Raw genomic sequence first — 2,528 nt, 5'->3', positions numbered from 1 at the left:
AGGCTTACGCGCCGCAACAACACCCCAAAAGCAGCGGAGCCGAGGGCTTCAGAATGGTGGGTAATTACTTAGCTTAATGGAGTTGGCGCGGTGTTCGGCGATGGCTTTTCTTTTAATTTTATCTATGCTCTGATTGATATTGGATTGGTGACCTTATTACTTTCTTCCTGCATTTTTTCTTTATCTGTCCGTATTTGATACTCTAGCTCTTTGGATAGAAGTTTCCACCAGTAGAAAGCCGGAATGGCTCCGGAACTGTGTTCCTGCAGGCGATACATAAGTTCCGGATTAGGATTTTCTTTACCATTGATTATTCGACTTAATCTTGCTTTATGAATACTCAAATTGTTCGAAATTTCAGTTTGAGTCCTGCCAACTATTTCAATGTATTTTTTGAGCTGGCTTCCAAAATTGTACTGCTCGTGGTATTTGTCGGCTTTAAAATAATCTTCTAATTGAATTTTAAAGGCAAAGAGCTCCGACCGAAGCTTTTGATCCCCGGCGATATTCTGCAGGGATTTTATCCTCTCTTCTAAAAATTCTCTGTGGACTTCGGCTTGCGCCTCAGCGGGTAGTTGCTCACTTGCGATAAATGATGCTGCTACCTCTTCTTCGCTGTAGCGTTGTAGAAGGTCTTTATAAACTTGCTCTTTATTCTTTTTCATCTTCCAAATATTTTTGAATCAATTTGATAGCACCATCCTGTTCGATCCCGAGTAGACGTCCGTATTGTCGAAAGCCGTAAGCGGACTGATAATAGCGAATCAATTTGGTCTTTGGTTGAAGGGAAACAAATCCGAGATAACCCCTTGAAAACGCCAGTCGGCACGCAAAGGCAAGTAAGCAGCCGGCAACGTTGTCTATGGTTTTCTTTTTACCTCGCTGTGTATCGGCCACCTCAATCAAGTTTAGATGAATGCGGAATTCTTCCGGTACATCAATTAATGACATGACGCCTAGTATGGTAGCTGTTTCATCCACTAGACAAATTTTGTAAACCTCATTTTCCTTTTCTGACGTCCAATCGAATTGAAAGTCAAGAGAAGAGTTAAGCCATTGGTAATCCTCAGCACGTAGTTGCTTAACGGTGGAGGGAAGGAGCTTACCTGTTTGGCGGTTCTTGAGGGGCATCTGATTTGATTGCCATCTCAAGATACGGATTGTTGACGACTTTGATCAACTTCAAGCGATCTTTTCGATGTTCTGCGGGCATTGCTGTCGGCGAACGGGTGCCTACCCGACGGCCGCCTAAACTAGCAAACAATTCTGGTGCCGACATAATTTGCGGCCACTTTTAAAGTATTGATAGAACCCAAAGGCTTAACTGGCGGCTGTGCGTGGTAGGCGTTGTTGGCTGAAGCTTTTCATTGCCTTCAAACATACAAACTATATAGCAGGAATAGCATTGCATTTGATGTGAGAGTGATTTTAATCTAGTTTTAAAGATTCAAGCTCAATGGTTCTATTGAAAAAAATGTCCGATATTCTGTCAACAAAAGCATCAGAATTATAATCTAATAACCTCAGCATTTCGTTAGCACTTTCTTTTTGATCCGAATTTATCCTACAATTTTCTCGACGTAAACATCTCAACAAATCCAATATCTCCTGATGAGCTAAATAGAACTGTCCGTGAATGCTGTAGGCTTTGACTAGGTCAGGATTGTCAGTCTCGTAATTATTAAATAGAATTGATTCTTCCTCATTGACCAGTCGTCGAATGTTGTTCTGATTAATTAGAAGCTTTACATTCCACTCCTCAACTACATCAAAATATTCGTTCCATGAAGAATTGGCTAGAGCTACATTACCTTGAACAATATTTATATAAGCATTTTGCAGCCTATAAAACCGTAGATTTATGAGATCTGATATACTCTCTAAAGAATTTTGCCCATCATCAAGTTTTCTTCTTAAAAGCTCAAATTTCTTCTCTCGACTCCATTCATAATCTCGTCTTTCTTCTTCTAATTGAGATTGTCGTTCCCAAGATCTTTGTTGCAATCTATCCGCTATATATGTACCAACAACACTGCTCAGCCCGAACCCTAATAGCAAGAGAAAAAAGCTGCTGTTAATGAATTGCCAGAAAGAAATTTTACCGTGTCCATCATTGTCCATATCACTATACTTTGTGTTTTTTAGAGATAATGATCATATTATGATTGCCTATATGCGGTTGTTAAAAACCAACTTCCAATGTCAATTTACTTCTGAGGGTTGAAACTTGCAAGAGGTTAAACTATACTTTTATCGCTTAGTATAACATAGAAAAATTTATACGACGACATATACATCCCGGTATATTTCGGAGTAAACTGAATCAGTTAGATATTATTATATGTGAAAGGTTTTGTGCTGATTACCATCAGTAATGTATTATGCTGTATTCCTTTCTCAAGGTTTTTCTGCAAGGTGGGCATATTTGTTTCAGCCAACGTTTGCGCCGGCGCAGACCGGCTACCACCAATCAGCACCCGGATTTTTAACAGCCTCAAAGTAACCTATAAACGCTTCATCGACACTAA

3 protein-coding genes are annotated in these 2,528 nt (G+C 39.8%); all 3 read right to left on the bottom strand.

The window, feature by feature from the left end; all coding sequences use genetic code 11:
* Positions 1 to 122 precede the first annotated feature (122 nt).
* Positions 123 to 665, bottom strand: a complete 543-nt coding sequence (locus tag CLV84_RS00010) for a helix-turn-helix domain-containing protein (RefSeq protein WP_104417689.1) — start codon at positions 663 to 665, stop codon at positions 123 to 125.
* Positions 652 to 1,131: a GNAT family N-acetyltransferase gene (locus CLV84_RS00005; protein ID WP_104417688.1), complete on the bottom strand. Its 480-nt coding sequence runs from the start codon at positions 1,129 to 1,131 to the stop codon at positions 652 to 654. The genes CLV84_RS00010 and CLV84_RS00005 overlap by 14 nt, the downstream gene beginning before the upstream one ends.
* Before the next feature lie 297 nt (positions 1,132 to 1,428).
* Positions 1,429 to 2,121: a hypothetical protein gene (locus CLV84_RS21395; protein WP_146088650.1), complete on the bottom strand. Its 693-nt coding sequence runs from the start codon at positions 2,119 to 2,121 to the stop codon at positions 1,429 to 1,431.
* Between the last annotated feature and the right edge of the window lie 407 nt (positions 2,122 to 2,528).

The sequence above is a fragment of the Neolewinella xylanilytica genome (assembly GCF_002934605.1).
Lineage (GTDB): Bacteria > Bacteroidota > Bacteroidia > Chitinophagales > Saprospiraceae > Neolewinella > Neolewinella xylanilytica.
The sequence above is the reverse complement of the archived record's forward strand: the minus strand, read 5'-3'. Positions and strand labels throughout refer to the sequence as shown.

Excerpts from the sequence above, each read along its gene's own strand:
- CLV84_RS00010 (WP_104417689.1), bottom strand. The coding sequence starts at position 665 with ATGAAAAAGAATAAAGAGCAAGTTTATAAAGACCTTCTACAACGCTAC.
- CLV84_RS00005 (WP_104417688.1), bottom strand. The coding sequence starts at position 1,131 with ATGCCCCTCAAGAACCGCCAAACAGGTAAGCTCCTTCCCTCCACCGTT.
- CLV84_RS21395 (WP_146088650.1), bottom strand. The coding sequence starts at position 2,121 with ATGGACAATGATGGACACGGTAAAATTTCTTTCTGGCAATTCATTAAC.